Consider the following 18476-nt stretch of genomic DNA (forward strand, 5'->3'; position numbering starts at 1 on the left):
ATTCGTGCCGAATGAGCGCTATTCGTGACGAATCGCGCTCATTCGGCACGAGTCGGGCGGGCCCGGGAACGACGAAGGCCCCCGGCGCGATGCGCCGGGGGCCTTCGTACGGGGACCTTAGTTGTAGGTGCCCGGGGTGTAGTCGTCCGAGCTGAAGCTGTCGAAGTCGACGAAGCTCAGGTCGCTCTCGTTGAAGGCGGAGTCGTCGGCGAAGATGCGGTTGGGGTACCGCTCCGCCTTGGCCTCCTCCGTCGCCTCGACCGACACGTTGCGGTAGCGGGACAGGCCCGTACCGGCCGGGATGAGCTTACCGATGATGACGTTCTCCTTGAGACCGATCAGCGGGTCGGACTTGCCCTCCATGGCCGCCTGCGTCAGGACGCGGGTGGTCTCCTGGAAGGACGCGGCCGACAGCCACGACTCGGTCGCCAGCGAGGCCTTGGTGATGCCCATGACCTCCTGACGGGCGGACGCCGTCTTCTTGCCCTCCTGCAGCGCAGCACGGTTGATCTCGTTGTACCGCGAACGGTCGACGAGCTCACCCGGCAGCAGGTCGGTGTCGCCGTGGTCGACGACGGTGACCTTGCGGAGCATCTGGCGGACGATGACCTCGATGTGCTTGTCGTGGATCGGCACACCCTGCGAGCGGTAGACGCCCTGCACGCCGCCCACCAGGTGCTTCTGCACCTCGCGGACACCCTTGACGCGCAGAACCTCCTTCGGGTCGACCGTGCCGACGATCAGCTGCTGGCCGAGCTCGACGTGCTGCCCGTCCTCCACCAGGAGGGTCGAACGCTTCAGCACCGGGTAGACGTGCGGCTCGTCGCCGTTGTCCGGGGTCAGGATGACCTTGCGGGACTTGTCCGTCTCCTCGATGACGATGCGGCCTGCGGCCTCGGCGATCGGGGACGCACCCTTCGGGGTGCGGGCCTCGAACAGCTCCTGGACGCGCGGCAGACCCTGGGTGATGTCGTCCGCGGAGGCCGAACCACCGGTGTGGAACGTACGCATGGTGAGCTGCGTACCGGGCTCGCCGATCGACTGGGCGGCGATGATGCCGACCGCCTCGCCGATGTCCACCAGCTTGCCGGTCGCGAGCGAACGGCCGTAGCAGGCGGCGCAGACGCCGACCGCCGACTCGCAGGTCAGCACGGAGCGGACCTTGATGTCGGTGACGCCGGCGGCGACCAGCTTGTCGATGAGCACGTCGCCCACGTCCTCGCCCGCCTTGGCGACCACGGAGCCGTCCGTCCCGACCGCGTCAGCGGCCAGGGTGCGGGCGAACACCGAGTTCTCGACGTTCGGGTCGCGGGTGAGGGTGCCGTCCGCACCGACCGTGGCGATCGGCAGGTCGAGACCCTTGGTCGTGCCGCAGTCGTCCTCGCGGATGATGACATCCTGCGAGACATCCACCAGACGACGGGTCAGGTAGCCCGAGTCCGCCGTACGGAGGGCCGTGTCGGCCAGACCCTTACGGGCACCGTGCGTCGCGATGAAGTACTCCGCCACCGACAGCCCCTCGCGGTACGAGGAGATGATCGGACGGGGGATGATCTCACCCTTCGGGTTGTTCACCAGACCACGCATACCGGCGATGTTGCGGACCTGCAGCCAGTTACCACGGGCACCGGACGTCACCATGCGGTTGATGGTGTTGTCCGCCGGGAAGTTGGCGCGCATGGCCTCGGCGACCTCGTTTGTGGCCTCGGTCCAGATCTTCACCAGCTCCTGGCGACGCTCGAGGTCGGTCGTCAGACCCTTCTCGAACTCGGAGGTGATCTTGGCGGCCTTCTTCTCGTAGCCGGCCACGATCTGCGCCTTGTTCGGCGGGGTCAGGATGTCGCTCAGCGACACCGTGACGCCCGAGCGGGTGCCCCAGTAGAAGCCGGCGTCCTTGATCCGGTCGAGCGCCGCGGCGACCTCCACCTTCGGGTACCGCTCCGCCAGCGCGTTCACGATCGACGAGATCGTGCCCTTGTCGGCGACGGCCTCCACGTAGGGGTAGTCCGCGGGGAGCGCCTCGTTGAAGAGGGCGCGGCCCAGCGTGGTCTCCACGATCGCGGTGGTCGGCTCGGTCCCCGTGTCGGCGGCGTCCGACGGCACGTAGTTGTCGAGACGGATCTTCACCTTGGCGTTCAGGTGCAGCGAGCCCTGGTCCTTCGCGAGGATCGCCTCGGAGACCGAGGAGAACGCGCGACCCTCACCCTCAGCGCCCTCGCGGACGGTGGTGAGGTGGTGCAGACCGATGATCATGTCCTGCGAGGGCAGGGTGACCGGGCGGCCGTCCGACGGCTTCAGGATGTTGTTCGAGGCGAGCATCAGGATGCGGGCCTCGGCCTGGGCCTCCACCGACAGCGGCAGGTGCACCGCCATCTGGTCGCCGTCGAAGTCCGCGTTGAACGCGGCGCAGACGAGCGGGTGGAGCTGGATGGCCTTGCCCTCGACCAGCTGCGGCTCGAACGCCTGGATGCCCAGACGGTGCAGCGTGGGCGCACGGTTCAGCAGCACGGGGCGCTCGCGGATGATCTCCTCGAGCACGTCCCACACCTGCGGGCGCGAGCGCTCCACCATCCGCTTCGCGGCCTTGATGTTCTGAGCGTGGCTCAGGTCGATCAGGCGCTTGATGACGAACGGCTTGAACAGCTCCAGCGCCATCTGCTTGGGCAGACCGCACTGGTGCAGCTTGAGCTGCGGACCCACGATGATGACCGAACGGCCCGAGTAGTCCACGCGCTTTCCGAGCAGGTTCTGGCGGAAGCGACCCTGCTTTCCCTTCAGCATGTCGCTGAGGGACTTGAGGGCGCGGTTGCCGGTACCCGTCACGGGGCGGCCGCGGCGGCCGTTGTCGAACAGCGCGTCGACGGCCTCCTGCAGCATGCGCTTCTCGTTGTTCACGATGATCTCGGGCGCGCCGAGGTCGAGCAGGCGACGGAGGCGGTTGTTGCGGTTGATCACGCGGCGGTACAGGTCGTTCAGGTCGGAGGTGGCGAAACGGCCACCGTCGAGCTGGACCATCGGGCGCAGCTCCGGCGGGATCACCGGGACCACGTCGAGGACCATCGCGGCCGGCGAGTTGCCGGTCGCCAGGAACGACGACACCACGCGCAGTCGCTTGATCGCGCGGATCTTCTTCTGGCCCTTGCCGGTGGCGATCTGCTCGCGGAGCAGCTCGGCCTCGGCGTTCAGGTCGAACGCCTGCAGGCGACGCTTGATCGCCTCGGCGCCCATGTAGGCCTCGAAGTACAGGCCGTAGCGGTCGAGCAGCTCGTTGAAGTCCGCGTCCTCGGGCTTGAGGTCGCCGACCTTGAGCGTGCGGAACGACTCCCACACGCGCTCGAGTCGCGCGATGTCCTCGTCGAAGGACTTGCGCAGCTGGCCCATCTCCTTCTCCGCCGTGTCCTTGACACGACGCTTCTGGTCGGCCTTCGCGCCCTCCTCCTCCAGTGCGGCGAGGTCGGTCTCCAGGCGCTGCAGACGCTCGGCGACGCGGGCGTCGCGCTGGTCGGACAGCGTCTTGATCTCCAGGCGCAGCTCGTTCTCGAGGCCGGGGAGGTCGGCGTGGCGACCGTCCTCGTCCACCTCGATCACCATGTAGGCGGCGAAGTAGATGACCTTCTCGAGGTCCTTCGGCGCCATGTCGAGCAGGTAGCCGAGGCGGCTCGGGACACCCTTGAAGTACCAGATGTGCGTCACCGGGGCGGCGAGCTCGATGTGGCCCATGCGCTCACGACGGACGGAGGACTTGGTGACCTCCACGCCGCAGCGCTCGCAGACGATGCCCTTGAACCGGACGCGCTTGTACTTGCCGCACGAGCACTCCCAGTCGCGGGACGGTCCGAAGATCTGCTCGCCGAAGAGGCCGTCCTTCTCCGGCTTCAGGGTCCGGTAGTTGATGGTCTCCGGCTTCTTGACCTCGCCGTAGCTCCAACGACGGATGTCGTCAGCGGTGGCCAGGCCGATACGCAGCTCGTCAAAAGTTGTTGCGTCGAGCAATGTGTTCACTCTCTCCTATTGAAGATTCGTCAGTTGGTCTGGCTGCCGCTTAGATCTCGTCGATCGACGAGGACTCGAAGCGCGAGGAGATGTTGATGCCCAGCTCCTCCGCGGCGCGGAAGGCCTCGTCGTCCGAGTCGCGCAGGCTGACCGCCTGGCCGTCGGCCGAGAGCACCTCCACGTTCAGGCAGAGGGACTGCATCTCCTTGATGAGGACCTTGAAGGACTCAGGGATGCCCGGCTCCTGGATGTTCTCACCCTTGACGATGGCCTCGTAGACCTTGACGCGGCCGAGGATGTCATCCGACTTGATGGTCAGGAGCTCCTGCAGCGCGTAGGCCGCACCGTAGGCCTCGAGGGCCCACACCTCCATCTCACCGAAGCGCTGGCCACCGAACTGCGCCTTACCACCGAGCGGCTGCTGGGTGATCATCGAGTACGGGCCGGTCGAGCGCGCGTGGATCTTGTCGTCGACCAGGTGGTGCAGCTTCAGGATGTACATGTAGCCGACCGACACAGGGTCCGGGTACGGCTCGCCGGAGCGGCCGTCGAACAGCTGCGTCTTGCCCGAGGAGCCGATCAGGCGGTCGCCGTCGCGGGTCGGGAGCGTCGAGTCGAGCAGACCTGCGATCTCCTCCTCCTTCGCACCGTCGAACACCGGGGTCGCGACCTTCGTGTTCGGCTCGGCCTGGAAGGCGGCCTCGGGGAGCTCAGCGGCCCACTTCGGCTTGCCCTTGATCTCCCAGCCGTTCTTGGCGATCCAGCCGAGGTGGATCTCCAGGACCTGACCGAAGTTCATGCGGCCCGGAACACCCAGCGGGTTCAGGATGACGTCGACCGGCGTCCCGTCGGCGAGGAACGGCATGTCCTCGACCGGCAGGATCTTGGAGATGACGCCCTTGTTGCCGTGACGGCCGGCGAGCTTGTCGCCCGCGGTGATCTTGCGCTTCTGGGCGATGTAGACCACCACGCGCTGGTTGACGCCGGAGCCGAGCTCGTCGTCGCCGTCCTGCGCGTCGAAGACCTTGACACCGATGATGGTGCCCTCCTCGCCGTGCGGGACCTTGAGTGAGGTGTCGCGCACCTCGCGGCTCTTCTCGTTGAAGATCGCGCGGAGCAGGCGTTCCTCGGCCGACAGCTCGGTCTCGCCCTTCGGCGTGACCTTGCCGACGAGGATGTCGCCGGGGCGCACCTCGGCGCCGATGCGGATGATGCCGCGCTCGTCGAGGTCGGCCAGGAGGTCCGGGCTGACGTTCGGGAGGTCGCGGGTGATCTCCTCCTTGCCGAGCTTGGTGTCGCGGGCGTCGACCTCGTACTCCTCGATGTGGATCGAGGAGAGGGTGTCGTCCTTCACCAGGTTCTGGCTGAGGATGATCGCGTCCTCGAAGTTGTGGCCCTCCCACGGCATGAACGCGACCAGCAGGTTCTTGCCGAGCGCGAGCTCGCCGTTCTCGGTGGCCGGGCCGTCTGCGACGACCTCGCCCGCCTCGATCCGGTCGCCCTCGTCGACGATCACGCGGTGGTTGTACGACGTGCCCTGGTTGGAGCGGTCGAACTTGCGCAGGTAGTAGGTCTGGTACGTGCCGTCGTCCGCCATCACGGTGACCGCGTCGGCCGAGACCTCGGTGACGACACCGGACTTCTCGGCGGTGACCACGTCACCGGCGTCGATGGCCGCGTAGCCCTCCATACCGGTTCCGACGACCGGGCTCTCCGAGCGGAGCAGCGGCACCGCCTGGCGCTGCATGTTCGCACCCATGAGGGCTCGGTTGGCGTCGTCGTGCTCGAGGAACGGGATCAGCGACGTACCCACCGACACCATCTGGCGCGGGGAGACGTCCATGTAGCCGATCTCCTCGGCGGGGATCAGGTCGACCTCGCCGCCCTTCTGACGGGCGAGCACGCGCTCCTCGACGAAGTGGCCGTTCGCGTCGAGCGGGGCGTTGGCCTGCGCGACGACGAAGTCGTCCTCCTCCGAAGCGGTCAGGTAGTCGATCTGGTCGGTGACCCGGCCCTCGACGACCTTGCGGTACGGCGTCTCGATGAAGCCGAAGGAGTTGATGCGCGCGAAGGACGCGAGCGAGCCGATCAGACCGATGTTCGGGCCCTCAGGCGTCTCGATCGGGCACATGCGGCCGTAGTGCGACGGGTGGACGTCGCGGACCTCGACGCCGGCGCGCTCACGGCTCAGACCACCGGGGCCGAGCGCGGAGAGGCGGCGCTTGTGGGTCAGACCCGCGAGCGGGTTGTTCTGGTCCATGAACTGCGACAGCTGCGACGTTCCGAAGAACTCCTTGATCGCCGCGACGACGGGTCGCACGTTGATCAGGGTCTGCGGGGTGATCGCCTCGATGTCCTGCGTGGTCATGCGCTCGCGGACGACGCGCTCCATGCGGGACAGGCCGGTGCGGACCTGGTTCTGGATGAGCTCGCCGACGGCGCGGATACGACGGTTGCCGAAGTGGTCGATGTCGTCGATGTCGAGACGGATGTCGGTCTCGACGCCGTTGCGGAGCCCCTTGAACGTGGTCTGGCCGTCGTGCAGGGCGACCAGGTACTTGATCGTGGCGATGATGTCCTGGACGGTCAGCACCGAGTCCGACAGCGGGGCCTCGAGGCCGAGCTTGCGGTTGATCTTGTAACGGCCGACCTTGGCGAGGTCGTAGCGCTTCGGGTTGAAGTAGAAGTTGTCGAGCAGCGCACGCGCGGCCTCGGCGGCGACCTGCTCGCCCGGACGGAGCTTCCGGTAGATGTCCTTGAGGGCCTCCTCCTTGGTGAGGATGGCGTCCTTCTCGAGGGTGAGCTCGATGGACTGGTAGCCGGCGAACTCGGAGAGGATCTCCTCGCTCGTGAGGCCGAGGGCCTTCAGGAACACCGTGACCGACTGCTTGCGCTTGCGGTCGATGCGGACACCGACCTGGTCGCGCTTGTCGATCTCGAACTCGAGCCAGGCGCCGCGGCTCGGGATCACGCGCGCCGAGTAGATGTCCTTGTCGGACGTCTTGTCGGCGGTGGCCTCGAAGTACACGCCCGGCGAGCGGACGAGCTGCGAGACGACGACACGCTCGGTGCCGTTGATGATGAAGGTGCCTCGCTCGGTCATGAGCGGGAAGTCGCCCATGAAGACCGTCTGGGTCTTGATCTCACCGGTGAGGTGGTTCATGAACTCAGCCTCGACGTAGAGCGGGGCCGCGTAGGTCTTGCCCTTCTCCTTGCACTCGTCGATCGAGTACTTCTTCTCTTCGAGGAAGGGGTTCGTGAAGGAGAGCTGCATGGTCTCGCCGAGGTCCTCGATGGGAGAGATCTCCTCGAAGATCTCCTCGAGGCCCGTGTTGGCGGGCAGATCCTGACGACCCTGGGCCTGGGCCTCCGCGACGCGCGCCTTCCACGCGTCGTTTCCGACCAGCCAGTCGAAGCTCTCGGTCTGCAGAGCGAGCAGATCGGGAACGGTGAGGGTGTCTGTGATCTTGGCGAACGAGAGACGAGATGCGGCTCGTCCGTTCTTGGGTGTCTTGTCGGTGTTGGTTGCGTTGCGCGCAGCAGCCAAGGAAATAACCTCCGGGGCCCCGTCGGGCCAGTTACTGACGGTCGTGTAGTTGTCTGGACGAGAACTCCCAGCCGGGTCGCGCCGCCGTATCTGACCCGAGAGAACGGGCCCAGGCGCGCGAGGAGAAGTCAGAGCCGACCGCAATATGAAGGCAGAAGTTTGACTGGGAGCGCAAAGAACAACTATATGTCAAATAGACGCGCCGTGTCCAGTCTTTTTCTTGACCGGAGACGCGTCCTCGTGTATAACGCGGGCCAGGCCCGGGTATTCCCGCCGTTCTCCCTTGAGTTTCCGGGGTTTCAGGAGCGGTGCGAGCGGTAGGTCGGGAGCGTGTCGACGGTCGCGATGACGGCTTCCTCGCGCGGTCGCGGCGACCAGCCGAGGACCGTCCGGGCCTTCTCGGAGGACGCGCGCCGCTCGGTCCCGATGTCGGGGAGCGAGTCGCGCACGCGGCGGCTGAAGGGGGCTGCGGCCTTGATCATCCACATCGGCATGAGCTTCGTGCTCACCCGGCGGCCGGCGGCCTCGCCCAGGTGGCCGCGGATGAGGAGGGCGACCTCCTGCGCGCTCATCACCTCCCCCGCGATGGCGAGGAAGCGCTGCCCCGCCGCCTCGGGCCGTGTCATGGCGAGCAGGTGCAACGCCGCGACGTCGCGCACGTCCACGATGCCGAAGTGCACGTCGGGCAGGCGCGGGAGGCGGCCTTCCTTCACGAGCCGGATCAGCTCGACCGAACTGGAGACATCGGGCCCGAGCACAGGTCCGAGGATGCCGACCGGGTTCACGGTCGCGAGCTGCAGCCCACCGCCCTCGTCGTGGACGAACGCCCACGCCGCGCGCTCGGCGATGGTCTTCGACTGGACGTAGGCGCTCACCGGCCGGCCGCTGTCGAGCTCGGTCCAGTCGTCCTCGGTGAAGGCGCGGTCGGTCGGCGCGTGGCCGTAGCCGATGGCCGCGAACGAGGAGGTGAGTACGACGCGTTCCACCCCCGCGTCGCGCGCCGCGCGCAGCACGCGCAGGGCGCCGTCGCGCGCCGGGACGATCAGCTCATCCGGGTCCTTGGGCTGCGACGCCGGGAACGGGGAGGCGACGTGCAGCACGAACCGGACGCCGGCGACGGCCTCGGCCCAGCCGTCGTCGCGGGTCAGGTCGGCGACCGCGAACTCCAGCCGGTCGCCCGGGTCGTCGAGGCCGCCCGCGGCCAGCTGGGCGCGGACGTCGGCCGCCCGGGCGGGCGTGCGGATCGTCGTCCGCACACGGTAGCCGGCCTGCAGCAGCGCGAGGACGCAGTGCGCCCCGACGAAGCCGGAGCCGCCGGTCACCAGGACAAGGTCGGCGGGAGGGGTGCTCGGGTCGCTCACGCCGTCCATCCTTCCCCCGCCGGGACGCCCGCGCTACCGTCCCGCGCGAAGCGACTGCGGCGGTTCGGAACGTGTGCGGGTGCGCGCCCGGGCGCAATCGTTCCGAGCGGGCGCAGTCGCGGGCGCGAGCGCGGCGTCCGCGACTGATTGCGGCGGTTCGGAACGTGTGCGGGTGCGCGACGGGGCGCGGACGTTCCGCAGGGGCGCAGTCGCGGCCGCGCGGTCAGGCCCGCACGAGGGCGATCGCCTGCGCGCGGTCGCGCACGGCGAGCTTGGCGAAGATCGCGTTGATGTGGGTCTTCACGGTGGCGACGCTGACGAACAGAGCGCCCGCGATCTCCGCGTTGCTGAGGCCGTCGGCGACGAGGGCGAGCACCTCGGCCTCGCGGCGGGTCAGCGACGGGAAGCGGGTCACGAGCGCGCCTGCGGCGTCCTGTCCGGCGGGGGCCGCCGCGGTCAGCGAGCCGACGAGGCGGGCGCCGACCTCGGGTGCGAAGGTGGACTGGCCGCTCGCGACGGCGCGCACGGCCGCGGCCAGCTCCGTCCGTCCGGCGTCCTTGGTGAGGTAGCCGCGCGCTCCGGCCCGCAGCGCACCGACGATGGAGGCGTCGTCGGCGTAGGTGGTGAGCACCAGCACAGCGGTCCCCGGCGCCTCGGCGGCGACCCGGGCGGTGGCGGCGGCTCCGTCGAGCACCGGCATGCGCAGGTCCATCAGCAGCACATCCGGGCTCTCGGTGACGGCGAGCGCCACCGCCTCCTCGCCGTCGGACGCCTCCCCGACGACCTCCATGTCGGGCAGCAGGCCGAGCAGCGTCACCAGACCGTCGCGGACGATGGCCTGGTCGTCGGCGACCGCGACGCGGATGGGGCGCTCGCCGGTCATCGCAGCACCGCTTCCGCCGTGACGGTGAACCGGCCGCCGGACACAGATGCGGTTGCCGCTCCTCCCCCGGCAAGGGCGGCGAAGCGCTCGCGCATCCCGTCGAGCCCGTGGCCGCCGCCGGAGGACGACAGCGCGGAGCGTCCGGAGACGATCGGGTTGGAGACGGTCAGCCGCACCCGGTCAGTCTGCCAGTCGAGCCGCGCGGCGACCGCAGCGCCGGGTGCGTGTTTGCGGGCGTTGCTCAGCGCCTCCTGCAGCGCGCGCCGCACCGCGGTCGCCTGCGCGGAGTCGAGCACCGAGGACGACCCGTGGACGGACAGCTCGGCCTCGCCGCCCAGCGCGCGATGGGCGTCCACCAGCTCCCGCAGCTCCGCCTCGAGGTCGGACGGCGCCACCGGCGTGCGCGACCCCTCGGCCGGCTCACGCAGCGCCGCCACCGCGCGGCGGGCGTCGGCGAGCCCGTCCGCGGCGAGCGCCCGCGCATCCTGCACCCGGGTGCGGGCGGCGGCGGCGTCGCCGGACTCGAGCAGCGCATCCACCGCGTCCAGCTGGATCACGAGCCCGCCGAGGCTGTGGGCGAGCACGTCGTGCAGGTCCCGGGCGATCGCCACGCGCGACTCCTCCTCGCGGAGGGTGAGGTCGCGCTCGCGCAGGAGCGCCGCCTGCTCCTCCGCCCGGCGGAACTGGCGGCGGCTGAGGCCGGCGAATACCGCGAGGACCAGGCCGCCCATCTCGGCCAGCACGGCTGGGACGCTCGACTCGACCGCCACCGCACCGACCGGGATCAGGGCGAGGCCGACCGCGGAGAGACCGAAGCCCAGCCAGAGCGGGTACGTCACATCGGCCAGCAGCACGACGATGCCGACCGCGGCGGGGACGACGGAGATACCGTTCGTCGGGGCGGCGACGAACGAGCCGGCCACCACCATGACGACGGCGCAGGCCAGGGCGGCGGCGCGCTGCCCGAACCGGGCGAGCACGCTCCGCACGACCCACAGGCCCGTGGCCGCCAGCCCGACCGCCAGCGCCCACACCGGGCGCTGCGCGGTGTGGGACGTGACGAGCCCGTAGCCGACGGCCACGGCGCCGACCACGGTCAGCGCGAGGGAGAGCAGGGTCGGCCGGACGGAGAGGTTCACCCCACCATCATGCGGCGAGCGCCGCGTGCCGATCGAGCCGGGCCGCGAAGACCGCCGTACGGGAGAGCCGGTTGGCCGCGAGGACCAGCAGGATGATGCCGGTCGCGGAGGCCAGGTGGGAACCCGCCTGCGCGGCCAGCACGTCGAGGCCGACCCGGACCGCGACGACCCCCACCCAGAGCACGAGACCCAGGGCGCCGGTGCGGGACTCGTACACGGCGATGTCGCGTCCGTCCTTGCCGGTGGCGATCGGCTGCGGGAGCCGGCGGAAGTGGGCGATCGCGCCCATCCACGCGCCGACGCCGAGCGAGAGGACGAGCTCCCCGGCGACGACGGCGAGGTCGAGCGGGGTGATCGCGGCCGGCTTCACCTGCTGGGCGAGGAGGATGACGCCGATGACGGCGAAGATCAGCGGCGAGCGCCACATCTTGGCGAGGGCGACCGGGCGCCAGCTCATCTGGCGCACGCCGATCCAGCCGATCACGAGGAGGATGAGGACCGCGTTGGCGATGGTCTGAATGGTCATGTCCTCAGCCTCGCCACGGCCGCCCGACGGCGGCACCACCGCAGGGTGGAGGCCGGGTGGAGATCCACGGCGGAGGGGGTGGAGGCGCGACTAGGCTGCCGGTGTGCCGCAGAACCCACCATCGCAGAACCCGTCTGTCGTCCTGTCCGAGAGCGGGTTCCAGGCGACGATCGAACCGGACCGGTTCGTGCCGGGCGCGTACCAGCTGGTGGTGGACGGCACCCCGCAGTCGCACGTGAACCTGGACGACCCGTCCCAGCTGTTCTTCGAGTATGTGCAGCGGATGGGCAACGTCATCGACCTGATCGGCGACCCGGGCGAGCCGATCACCGCCGTCCACCTGGGCGCCGGGGCGCTGACCCTCCCGCGCTACATCGCGTACACCAGGCCCGGGTCGCGGCAGCAGGTGGTGGAGCTGGAGAGCCGGCTCGTCGACCTGGTGCGCGAGAACCTGCCGCTCCCCCGCTACGCGCAGATCCGCATCCGGCACGGCGACGCCCGCGAGGTGGTCGGCAAGCTGCCCGCCGGGCTCCGCGGCTCGGTCGACCTGCTCGTGGTGGACATCTTCAGCGGCTCCCGCACGCCCGCGCACGTGACGAGCGTCGAGTTCTACCGGTCGGCGGTCTCGCTGCTGAAGCCGGACGGCATCGTGCTCGTGAACGTCGCGGACGGCCCCCCGCTCGCGTTCGCCCGCAGCCAGGTGTCGACCCTGGGCGCGGTGGTGGAGAACGTGGCGGCGCTGGCCGAGACACAGGTGCTGAAGGGCCGCCGCTTCGGCAACGTCGTGCTGGTCGGGTCGAACTCGCCGCTCCCGCTGGAGTGGCTGCCGCGGCTGCTGGCGAGCGGTCCGCATCCCGCAAAGGCCGTCGCCGGCGAGGAGCTGCGGACGTTCGCTTCGGGCGCGCCGATCGTGACGGATGCGACCAGCGTCCCGTCGCCGCCCCCGGCGCGGAGCATCTTCCAGTCCGGGACGCGGCGGGACTGAGCGGGCGCCGGCGGCCGGGTCAGGCGTGCCGGAACGTCACCGGCTGACCGGGCCGCAGCTGCGCGAAGGCGTCGAGGGACGCGTCGGCGACGACGGCGATCACCGGGTAGCCGCCGGTCACCGGGTGGTCGGCGAGCAGGACCGTCGGGCGGCCGTCGGGCGACACCTGCACGGCACCCGCGACCATGGGTTCGCTCGGCAGCTCGGCCGTGACCGCGCGCTCGAGCAGCGGACCATGCCGCGGCTCGATCCCGACAGCATGAAAAGGCGTGCGATCGGCGTCGAGCCGGATGCCGACGCGGTCGCTCTCCGCTCCGGCCCGCCAGCCGACCGTGAAGAAGGCGTCGAGCGCTGCGGGCGTGAACCAGTCCGCCCGCGGTCCGCGGTGCGCCCGGATCTCTACCGCACCGGTCCCGGGCTCGGCGACGGGCACGAAGTCGAGCAGCGGGAGGTCGGTTCCGGGATGCTCGCCGACCGGCAGCAGGTCGCCCGCCGCCAGCGGCGCGGGCCCGAGGCCGGCGAGCGTGTCGCGGGAGCGCGAGCCGAGCACCGGCGGGACGGCGACCCCGCCGCGCACGGCGAGGTACCAGCGAGCGCCGGAGGCCGCGGTCCCCAGGCGGAGCCTCTGTCCGGCGCGCGCGTGCACGGCGAGGTGGGCATCCACCGGCCGGCCGTCGAGCAGCAGCGGACCGGTGGCGCCGGTCACCGCGAACCAGGCGTCGCGCTCGAACCGCGCCTCCAGGCCGCCGAGCAGCACCTCGATGCCGGCATCGCCCTCGTCGTTGCCGAGCAGGCGGTTCGCCAGCCGGAGGGCGCCGCGGTCGAGCGCGCCGGAGCGGCCGACGCCGACCGCAGCCAGCCCGGGACGCCCGAGGTCCTGCACCAGGGCGAGCGGACCGGTGGCCAGCACGTGGAGGCTCATCCCGCCTCCCGGAAACGCACGACCGTCCCCGGCCGCAGCAGCGCGGGCGGGTCGGCGGTCTCGTCCCACAACACGGCGTCCGTGCGGCCGATCAGCTGCCACCCGCCGGGGCTGGATCGCGGGTAGACGCCGCTGAAGGCCCCGGCCAGCCCGACGGAACCGGCCGGCACGGCCGTGCGCGGCGTCGCGCGGCGCGGCACCGTGAGCGCGTCTCCCTCGGTCACCAGATATGCGAAGCCGGGGGCGAAGCCGCCGAAGGCGACCCGCCAGGTCGCACCGGTGTGCGCGGCGACGACCTCCGGCGGCGACAGGCCGGTGAGCCGGGCGACCTCGTCCAGGTCCGCTCCGTCGTAGACGACGTCGAGCTCGACCAGCCGCTCCTCGGCGTCGGCCGCGGCCAGGGGCGCCGCCCGCTCCAGCCAGCCTGCGGCTGCGCTCAGCGGCAGGATGCGCGGCTCGACGACGACCGCGATGGTGCGCGCGGCGGGCACCAGCTCCACGACACCGTCGGGGCGGGAGGCGTCGAGGCCGCGGTACAGGGCCAGGACCGCGTCCAGGTCGTCCAGCTCCACGAGCAGGGCGTGGTCACCGTACGGCAGGATGCGCCGCCCGGTCACGCGAACGGCCCGACCTCGACGCCGGCGGCGGCCAGCGCCTCCCGCACGGCCGCGGCCATCGCGACGGCGCCGGGGGTGTCGCCGTGCACGCAGAGCGAATCGACGGCCACCGCGATGTCGCTGCCGTCGGCGGCGGTCACCACCCCCTCGGCGACCATGCGGACCGCCCGCCCGGCAATGGCGGAGTCGTCGGTGAGCAGCGCACCCGGCTCGCCGCGCGGCACGAGCGTGCCGTCGGCGCGGTAGCCGCGGTCGACGAACGCCTCCCGCACGAAACGGAGCCCGGCCTCCTCGGCCGCTCGCTCGACCGCGGAACCGGCCAGGCCCAGCAACGCGAGTCGCGGGTCGAACGCGACCACCGCGTCCACCACGGCCCGGGCCTGACGTTCGTCGGCGACGATCCGGTTGTAGAGGGCGCCGTGCGGCTTGACGTAGCGCACGGCGGTGCCGGCCACCCGCGCCAGTCCGGCGAGGGCGGACAGCTGGTACAGCACCTCGTCGCGCAGCTCGCCGGCGGGCACGTCCATCGCGCGCCTCCCGAAGCCGGCCAGGTCGCGGTAGGAGACGTGCGCGCCCACGGTCACGCCGTTCGCCGCGGCCTCCCGGCAGGTGGCGAGCATGGTGGACGCGTCGCCCGCGTGGAAGCCGCAGGCGACGTTCGCGCTCGACACGATGCGCAGCAGGGAGGCGTCGTCGCCCATCGACCAGGCGCCGAACGACTCGCCCAGGTCGCTGTTGAGGTCGACGGAACGCGGCATGCCCCTATTGTCTCAGCCTCGTGGAGCTCAAACCTCGGTCGCAGGCCCCCTCGGCGCTGGGGTCGCGGCATCGCTCCGCGCTGCCCTTGAGCTCCACCGCGCCCGGTGCGCGCGCACCTTGGCGCGGTTGCCGCAGCGCTGCATGGAGCACCAGCGGCGGGTTCCGCTGCGCGACGTGTCGAGATAGACGAGGTCGCAGTCGTCGGCCGAGCATTCGCGGATGCGGCCGTCGACATCCGGCCCGAACAGGCGGACGGCGTCCCGCGCGATGGAGCCGAGGGCCTGGTGCGGGCGGGCGTTCGTCCGGCCCGCCTGACGGCCGCCGCCGACGAGCACCGGAGGGATGTCGGGCGTCGCCGCGAACAGGTTGACCACATCCACGTCGTCGGGCTCCAGCAGTTCGCCGCGGCTCGCCTGGCGGGCCAGCCGGCCGATCGCGGCGCGGAGGGTGCGGGCGTCGCGCAGTTCGCGCTCGCCTGCGGTCGGCGCGACCTCCGGGAACCGCTCGGTCAGCCAGGCGTTGAGCGTCGCGGGGTCACGGACCGTCTGCCACTCCTCCACCTCGGGGTGGTCGAGGCCGCCGGTGTACGCGAAGTCGAGGGCGAGGGAGCCGGAGTCGAACCACCAGCGTTGCGCGGTGGCCGGCTCCATCCACTGGCCGGTTCCCCTGGTCACGATCGCTTCGGTCGCCATGTAACCAATATAGTCGGTTACTTCTGCGGCCTCCGCTACGACGCCGAGCGCCCGGAAAACCCTACCGGAGACGGACGGCGCGCGCTCCGGCGCGCGGCATACTGGGCGGATGACCGCGACACGCCCGGACCCGCACGCCACGCTGGAGGGATCGACGGTCCTGCTGCGCGCGCTCACCCTCGACGACCTCCCGGACCTGTTCGACGCGATCGGTCACCCCGAGGTCTTCGCCGGTGGATGGGGCGGCGGCCCCGCCGCCTATCGGGACACCTACGAGGAGTGGCGGGAGTTCATCCTCCGCTACCTGGACTGGGACCGCAGCAACGTCACCGCCGTCGTGCTGCGCGACGGCGACCGGCTCGTCGGCACCACGACGCTGGGCGACTTCGACCTGGCCAACGAGTCCGCGCACATCGGCTGGACGGCGTACGCGCCGGAGGCGTGGGGCGGCCTCGTCAATGCCGAGACCAAGCGCCTGCTGCTCGGTGCCGCGTTCGACCACGGCTTCGAGCGTGTGAAGCTGCAGGCCGACGTGCTCAACGACCGCTCGCGCTCCGCCATCCTGCGCCTCGGGGCGAGCTTCGAGGGCGTCCTCCGGCACACCCAGCGGCGTGCCGACGGCACCTGGCGCGACACGGCCGTCTACTCGATCCTGCGCGAGGAGTGGCCCGCCGTCCGGGATTCGCTGGACGAACGCCTCGGCGCGGCGCGGCTCTGAGAAAGGGCTACTCGGCGGCGGCCGCCGCCGCGACCTTCCGCTGGGAGGCCGACACCTCGCGGTGCTGCCACGAGATGAGGTTGGCCGCGTCGAACCGGCGGCTGCACGCACCGCACGCGAGCGCCCGCGCGGGCTTCCGGTAGCGGTAGTGGGTGTGCCCGTTCGGGCAGGTGCCGACCCAGGGCGCCAGGTCGTCGGCGATCGCGCCGCCGTGCAGCCGCTTGCCCTCGTACCCGAGGTCGAGGGCGATCGCCCGCCACTTGGGCCCGTGACCGGCGCGCGGGCCGGCGAGCGCATGCGCGACCTCGTGCAGCAGGATCTGGTGGATCTCGTCGTCCTCGTACCGGGACGCGAGATAGCGCGAGACGGTGATGCGCTTGTCGGTGAAGTTGCACTGGCCGGCGCGTGTCTTCGCGTTGTCGAAGCCGAAGCTCCAGTGCGCCGGGTCGAGGTGGAGGGCGATCAGGGCCTCCGCCCAGCGGCGCACGCGGTCGAGATCGGCCATCAGGCCCGACCTCCCGCGGGAGTGCTCACAACCTCCATGGCCTGCATCCTACGCGTGATCGGGGTCGCCCTCATCGCCGGATGCGGGCGCCGCGCCGCGCTGCGCGTCGAGCGCGGACTGCACGACGGCGACCGCGGTGAGGGCCGCCTGGATCTCCGCGGGCGACGCCCCCAGCTTCTCGCGCAGGAAGACGGCGGCGGTCATGTCGGCCAGCGCGTTCTCGAAGTCGCCGGTGTCGAACCAGACCTTCCCGCGGTTCTGGATCGCGAAGGCCTCGAGCGCCGTCCACTCCCGGCCGCGGGCCTCGTCGACGCAGCCGGTGAGCTCCACGATCGCCTCGTCGGTCTTGCCCTGGTACTGCAGCACCTGCGCGCGGCGGACGCGCGCACCGAGCAGCTGCTCCCGGTCGCCGGTGAACCGGGCCTGCCGTACCGCCTCGTTGGCCACCTCGATCGCGTCGTCGAGCCGGCCGAGCAGGCGCAGGAGCACCGTCTTCTCGTTGAGCGCGGAAAGGCTCCGCAGGCTGCCGAGCTCCTCGAGACGCTCGTCGGCAGCGCGCAGATCGACGCGCTCGCGCAGGGTGGCCGGATCGTATCCGAGGATGATGCTCAGGGTTCTGCTCCCGATCGGTGGTTCCCCACCAGACTACCCGTTGGAGCGCGTCAGCCCGGGCGTTTGGCCCCTACCGCGGGCACGAGCGGCACCTCGATCAGCCGGTCGTCGCCGCTGCGGGGCGATCCACGTCCATCGGTGTTGTTCGTCAGCAGCCAGAGCCGGTCGCCGTGGGCGACGACATCGCGCAGCCGGCCGAACTCCCCCTCGAAGAACGGCGCAACCGTCACCGGCGCCGCGCCGCCGGTCGACCACGCCGTCCACAGCCTCTGGCCGCGCAGCGCCGCGAGGAAGACCGTGTCGCCGACCACGGCCAGTCCGCTCGGGCTGGCCTCGTCGGTCGGCCACTGCGCGACCGGGTCGGCGTACTTCGGGTCGCCGCCGATGCCCTCCACGACCGGCCAGCCGTAGTTCGACCCCGGATGGATGATGTTGAGTTCGTCCCAGGTGTTCTGGCCGAACTCGCTCGCCCACATGGTGCCGCGCGAATCCCAGCCGATGCCCTGCGGGTTGCGATGCCCGTACGACCACACCGGCGAACCCGGGAACGGGTTGTCGCCGGGCACCTGCCCCTCGGGCGTCACGCGGAGGATCTTGCCGCCGAGGGAGGCGAGGTCCTGCGCGTTCGACGGGTTCGAGGCATCGCCCGCGGTGATGTAGAGCATCCCGTCGGGGCCGAAGGCGATGCGCCCGCCGTCGTGGTTCGACGCCTTCGGGATGCCGGTGACGACGGGCTCCGCGGCTCCGATCGCGTAGCTGCCGGGCACGCCGGTCAGGGGCATCCGGACCACGCGGTTGTCGTCCGCCGTCGTCAGGTAGGCGTACAGGTGTGACGGCGCCGACTGGTCCTGCACCGCCAGGCCGAGCAGGCCGCCCTCTCCCTGATGCACGACACCCGGGACGGTGCCCACGTCACGCAGACCGCCCTGCGGCAGCCGCTCCCGGATGGCGCCGGAGTCGCGCTCGCTGATCAGTGCCGAGCCGCTCGGCAGCGGGACGACCGACCAGGGCGCCTCCAGACCGGTCTCCAGCACGGTCGCATCGGCGCCCGGCTGCCACGGGATGGCGGCGACCGGCGCCGACGACCCGCTCGGCCGCGGCGTCGGGGTCGGAGTGCGCGTCACGGTCGGATCGGGAGCCGGGGACGTGCAGCCCGCGAGGACGAGCGCGGCCGCCGCCAGGGCCATGAGCCCTGTGCGACGGCCGAGTCGGAACAT

15 protein-coding genes are annotated in these 18476 nt (G+C 71.0%); 2 read left to right on the plus strand and 13 right to left on the minus strand.

The window, feature by feature from the left end; genetic code table 11:
- Positions 1-117 precede the first annotated feature (117 nt).
- From HNO83_RS15625 to HNO83_RS15650, 6 genes are all read right to left on the minus strand, one after another.
- Positions 118-3993 carry a DNA-directed RNA polymerase subunit beta' gene (locus HNO83_RS15625; RefSeq protein ID WP_175338579.1) on the minus strand — a complete coding sequence of 1292 codons (3876 nt, stop codon included), beginning with the start codon at positions 3991-3993 and terminating at the stop codon, positions 118-120.
- Between the two features lie 49 nt (positions 3994-4042).
- Positions 4043-7540 carry a DNA-directed RNA polymerase subunit beta gene (gene rpoB / locus HNO83_RS15630; protein ID WP_175338454.1) on the minus strand — a complete coding sequence of 1166 codons (3498 nt, stop codon included), beginning with the start codon at positions 7538-7540 and terminating at the stop codon, positions 4043-4045.
- A 299-nt stretch (positions 7541-7839) separates the two neighbouring features.
- A complete protein-coding gene (locus HNO83_RS15635; RefSeq protein ID WP_349627241.1) occupies positions 7840-8901 on the minus strand; it encodes an SDR family oxidoreductase in 1062 nt (353 codons plus the stop codon).
- Positions 8902-9124: 223 nt separating this feature from the next.
- Positions 9125-9784, minus strand: coding sequence for a response regulator transcription factor (locus HNO83_RS15640; RefSeq protein ID WP_175338456.1), 660 nt, complete (start codon positions 9782-9784; stop codon positions 9125-9127).
- Entirely contained in the window at positions 9781-10923 is a 1143-nt protein-coding gene (locus HNO83_RS15645; RefSeq protein WP_175338457.1) for a sensor histidine kinase, read from the minus strand. The genes HNO83_RS15640 and HNO83_RS15645 overlap by 4 nt, the downstream gene beginning before the upstream one ends.
- Positions 10924-10930: 7 nt before the next feature.
- The gene (locus tag HNO83_RS15650) at positions 10931-11449 is read right to left on the minus strand and encodes a hypothetical protein (protein ID WP_175338458.1); all 519 of its coding nucleotides are present in this window, start codon (positions 11447-11449) and stop codon (positions 10931-10933) included.
- Between the two features lie 103 nt (positions 11450-11552).
- On the opposite strand from HNO83_RS15650, the gene HNO83_RS15655 reads away from it, so the two are divergent.
- Positions 11553-12434, plus strand: a complete 882-nt coding sequence (locus HNO83_RS15655) for a spermidine synthase (protein ID WP_175338459.1) — start codon at positions 11553-11555, stop codon at positions 12432-12434.
- A 19-nt stretch (positions 12435-12453) separates the two neighbouring features.
- On the opposite strand, the gene HNO83_RS15660 is transcribed toward HNO83_RS15655, so the two are convergent.
- The 4 genes from HNO83_RS15660 to HNO83_RS15675 are packed head-to-tail and all read right to left on the minus strand — an operon-like array spanning position 12454 to position 15424.
- Positions 12454-13356, minus strand: coding sequence for a 5-oxoprolinase subunit C family protein (locus HNO83_RS15660; RefSeq protein ID WP_175338460.1), 903 nt, complete (start codon positions 13354-13356; stop codon positions 12454-12456).
- On the minus strand, positions 13353-13973 hold the full coding sequence (gene pxpB, locus HNO83_RS15665) for a 5-oxoprolinase subunit PxpB (RefSeq protein WP_175338461.1): 621 nt from the start codon (positions 13971-13973) through the stop codon (positions 13353-13355). The genes HNO83_RS15660 and pxpB overlap by 4 nt, the downstream gene beginning before the upstream one ends.
- Complete coding sequence (locus HNO83_RS15670; protein WP_175338462.1) at positions 13970-14731, minus strand: LamB/YcsF family protein; 762 nt, start codon at positions 14729-14731, stop codon at positions 13970-13972. The genes pxpB and HNO83_RS15670 overlap by 4 nt, the downstream gene beginning before the upstream one ends.
- 27 nt (positions 14732-14758) lie before the next feature.
- On the minus strand, positions 14759-15424 hold the full coding sequence (locus HNO83_RS15675) for a CGNR zinc finger domain-containing protein (protein ID WP_349627242.1): 666 nt from the start codon (positions 15422-15424) through the stop codon (positions 14759-14761).
- 109 nt (positions 15425-15533) lie between these two features.
- On the opposite strand from HNO83_RS15675, the gene HNO83_RS15680 reads away from it, so the two are divergent.
- The gene (locus HNO83_RS15680; protein WP_175338463.1) at positions 15534-16142 is read left to right on the plus strand and encodes a GNAT family N-acetyltransferase; all 609 of its coding nucleotides are present in this window, start codon (positions 15534-15536) and stop codon (positions 16140-16142) included.
- A gap of 7 nt (positions 16143-16149) precedes the next feature.
- Here the strand turns inward: HNO83_RS15680 and HNO83_RS15685 are convergent, their stop codons facing one another.
- The 3 genes from HNO83_RS15685 to HNO83_RS15695 form a co-directional block, all read right to left on the minus strand.
- Positions 16150-16647, minus strand: coding sequence for a SprT-like domain-containing protein (locus HNO83_RS15685; RefSeq protein WP_175338464.1), 498 nt, complete (start codon positions 16645-16647; stop codon positions 16150-16152).
- A gap of 48 nt (positions 16648-16695) precedes the next feature.
- Entirely contained in the window at positions 16696-17136 is a 441-nt protein-coding gene (locus HNO83_RS15690; protein ID WP_349627243.1) for a hypothetical protein, read from the minus strand.
- Positions 17137-17309: 173 nt separating this feature from the next.
- Complete coding sequence (locus tag HNO83_RS15695) at positions 17310-18476, minus strand: PQQ-dependent sugar dehydrogenase (protein WP_175338465.1); 1167 nt, start codon at positions 18474-18476, stop codon at positions 17310-17312.

The organism is Leifsonia sp. C5G2 (genome assembly GCF_013359685.1).
In the GTDB taxonomy this organism is placed as follows: domain Bacteria; phylum Actinomycetota; class Actinomycetes; order Actinomycetales; family Microbacteriaceae; genus Leifsonia.

What these genes read in the sequence shown, in the direction of transcription:
- HNO83_RS15695 (WP_175338465.1), bottom strand. Translation starts at nt 18,476, where the DNA reads ATGTTCCGACTCGGCCGTCGCACAGGGCTCATGGCCCTGGCGGCGGCC.
- HNO83_RS15670 (WP_175338462.1), bottom strand. Translation starts at nt 14,731, where the DNA reads ATGCCGCGTTCCGTCGACCTCAACAGCGACCTGGGCGAGTCGTTCGGC.
- HNO83_RS15685 (WP_175338464.1), bottom strand. Translation starts at nt 16,647, where the DNA reads ATGGCCGATCTCGACCGCGTGCGCCGCTGGGCGGAGGCCCTGATCGCC.
- HNO83_RS15675 (WP_349627242.1), bottom strand. Translation starts at nt 15,424, where the DNA reads ATGGCGACCGAAGCGATCGTGACCAGGGGAACCGGCCAGTGGATGGAG.
- HNO83_RS15680 (WP_175338463.1), top strand. Translation starts at nt 15,534, where the DNA reads ATGACCGCGACACGCCCGGACCCGCACGCCACGCTGGAGGGATCGACG.
- HNO83_RS15660 (WP_175338460.1), bottom strand. Translation starts at nt 13,356, where the DNA reads ATGAGCCTCCACGTGCTGGCCACCGGTCCGCTCGCCCTGGTGCAGGAC.
- HNO83_RS15640 (WP_175338456.1), bottom strand. Translation starts at nt 9,784, where the DNA reads ATGACCGGCGAGCGCCCCATCCGCGTCGCGGTCGCCGACGACCAGGCC.
- HNO83_RS15650 (WP_175338458.1), bottom strand. Translation starts at nt 11,449, where the DNA reads ATGACCATTCAGACCATCGCCAACGCGGTCCTCATCCTCCTCGTGATC.